Origin of the sequence: Microcoleus sp. Pol8_D6, assembly GCF_036700965.1 — a bacterium.
In the GTDB taxonomy this organism is placed as follows: Bacteria; Cyanobacteriota; Cyanobacteriia; order Cyanobacteriales; family Microcoleaceae; genus Microcoleus.
In genome coordinates, this window is record NZ_JAUBPW010000150.1 from 1 (window position 1) to 2,670 (window position 2,670).

The window sequence follows — 2,670 nt, forward strand, 5'->3', positions numbered from 1 at the left end:
ATCGCATCTATCACGGGATGGGATTATATTCTATCGGCACTAAATACTGTAGCATAATTTTGGAGAATTGGTATTAACGCCTGATTTCTCTGCCCCAAGTTCCTTTGATCGAGTTTTGCTCGGCAGCCCGGTCGATCGACCGCATCTGTGTTACATTTTTTAATATAACGAAACAACGAGAGCGCTGCCATCTGCCGTTGCATGAGCCTTTTCACACAACCGAAGTAAAAAAATATTTTTAAATCGGCGACAGCTTAATAACTAAAAAAACTAAAAATTCATTCATCTCAATCCTGAAAGCACTGGCGAGAGCGCAGCCAATCTAATAGGACGCTCTGCGATCCGACTCTCAGAAACCCGACGTTTTAGCTCTGATTGAAGGTTTGAACGAAGTATGGAGGTTAACCCACCCGCTTCCTGTGTCCAAGACTATCTAAAATCTAAAATCTAAAATCTACAATCGACTCACGAATGGCGAGCGATTATCTTCAAGCTGCCTCCCTAAATCTACCGTCAGGATTGGGAACACAACAATTACGTCAAAAATTAAATAATTTAGTGATAAATCCAAGTTATTTAAAGATTTACCTAAAATGTAAAGATATTAAGTTACGAGCCAAAGGATGATTGTATGGAAGCGCTCCGCCAGCAAGTTACAGTATTGAGCCAACAAGTCGAGGCCCTCTACAAACTCATAGAAAACCTCAATGAAAAGCTCTTGGAGTCTGCCAAGGAGACGAAGCTGACCCAGCAACAGAGAAACGATCGCTCTGGAACGCTAGGAAATGACCAAAACTCCCTCTATCAAAGCTACAGCAGTCTCGACGGGCTCCTCGAACACAAAGACATACTGTTAGATGACAGCTATTTCGACAAGAACTCTCAAAGCTTGGAAAAAGAGCTGAGCGCAGAGATTCAAATCCAGCGCTTAACAGCTCAGCTAACAGCAGCTTACAATCGAATTGCCGCCTTGGAAGAACAGTTGCTCTCCAAAAGAATGCACTCGCAACATCTAGGCGGGCCTAATTAAATATTGCTAGCGGGGATCGGGTACTAATCAAAAACAAATACAAATTGCGTTGATTTATGCTCGTCTACTTATAGAGTTATTGCAGAGAGTTTTTCCGGTCGAGAATTAACAGGAACAATACTGCATGAAAGCGAGATATTGTGTAGAAATAGGAAGGCTATTTCTTTGGTGAACAAGATTTTTTTGACAAACCGCAGAGGGCGCAGAGGACGCAGAGAGATAGAAGAAAGAGAAGAAAGAGAAGAAAGAGAGAAGTTCACAAATCCGGCATCGATTCTTATAACTCAATACGCTTGGGTTAGTGCTAAAAACAGATCCTGCGTAGGTTGGGCCCGTGGAACGAACCCTCCGTTTCACTCCGCCCAACATTTTCGCTACAATTTTCCTTAACTGAACCGTATTGTCTTATAACTATCTACTTAATGTTTAATCTCACAGCGCGAGGCTAAAGCTTCAACAGCGTGGAGGAGTTGAGTTGGAGTCCAATTTGCAGTCAAGCCACTGGCGATCGCACACGCTCCCGCACCGACACCTTCCTTAACATAGCCGCGATCGTAAGCTTGCAATTGCCCGTAGTGAGATCCAGCAAAACTTAGCTGCGCCGCCAACAGAGGCACACCGCCGATCTCATTAGCGAGTCCTACAGTGTCTCCTGTAGGGTCTTCGGCCACCCAGCGCGTAGTCCCCACCGCAACTTGTTTGGGACGCCATACTAGAGCATATTCACGGGCTAAGGCTTGCATCAAAGCGTACACTGCCAGCATTTGCGTACCCCCAGCCAGAAGCACCCCGCAAGTCTGACTCGCGGCGATCGCCATTGCCGCCACCACTATTTGCATCGGATCGCCCACTGCCGCTACCAATTCCAGCGGAGTGCTGTTTTGTCCGCCTATTTCCCACTCAGCATTATGGAGTCCCGCTGTCACCGCAGCCAATTTTTGAGCGTGATTGCAGCGAGGATGAGAACTATTAACTTTGCCTGCCGCTGCAATACCCAAACCCATTAACACGCCCAAAGCAGTAGTCGTTCCCCCAACTACGCACTCCCCTAAGATTAAATAGCTGCCATTAGTTTGAGCAGCCAATTTTGCTCCCCAAATTAATCCTTGTTCGAGCAAATGTTTGACTGTTTCTAGTTCTAAAGCATTCCCAGAAATCAGACACTTTGCCGGAGTACCACCCAAATCAATTGCAGGTACCGGAGGTGGGAGGGGCAAACCAGCATTAAATAGGTAAAGCGGAAGTTCCAAAGCTTCGACTACAGCGCGAGATATCAATACCGGTGAGGCACCCGCTTCTAGGGGTGGCAAAGGATATTGGGGCAACGGTTTAGGGCCGTTATACAAAAATTCTGCATCGGCTAAACAAGTAAATTGTCGATCGTGCGGGGTTGCTCCTGCTGCTGAAATCCCCGGAATTAAGCCAGTAGCGGTAAATCCTAACACGCAGGCAAATATCGGTTTTCGTCCCCGATAGCGATCGAGCCACCGCTGCCCCTGTTCAATTTCTGTATAAATACCAATCATAAATTAGTCATTAGTCATTAGTCCGTAGTCAGCAGTCATTATACCATTTTCCTAAATATTTGCTACAGATAACCCATTTAATATGAATGGATATCCAGTCAAAGAGGCAATCAC

At 45.7% G+C, this 2,670-nt stretch carries 2 protein-coding genes; one reads left to right on the plus strand and one right to left on the minus strand.

Annotation, left to right across the window (positions count from 1 at the left end):
- Nucleotides 1-631: 631 nt before the first annotated feature.
- The gene (locus tag QUA10_RS28825) at nt 632-1,030 is read left to right on the plus strand and encodes a hypothetical protein (RefSeq protein ID WP_333085941.1); all 399 of its coding nucleotides are present in this window, start codon (nt 632-634) and stop codon (nt 1,028-1,030) included.
- A 419-nt stretch (nt 1,031-1,449) separates the two neighbouring features.
- Here QUA10_RS28825 and cobT read toward each other — a convergent pair whose 3' ends face one another.
- Nucleotides 1,450-2,556 (minus strand): nicotinate mononucleotide-dependent phosphoribosyltransferase CobT, encoded by a 1,107-nt coding sequence (gene cobT, locus QUA10_RS28830; RefSeq protein ID WP_333085940.1) that lies wholly within the window; start codon nt 2,554-2,556, stop codon nt 1,450-1,452.
- Nucleotides 2,557-2,670 lie beyond the last annotated feature (114 nt).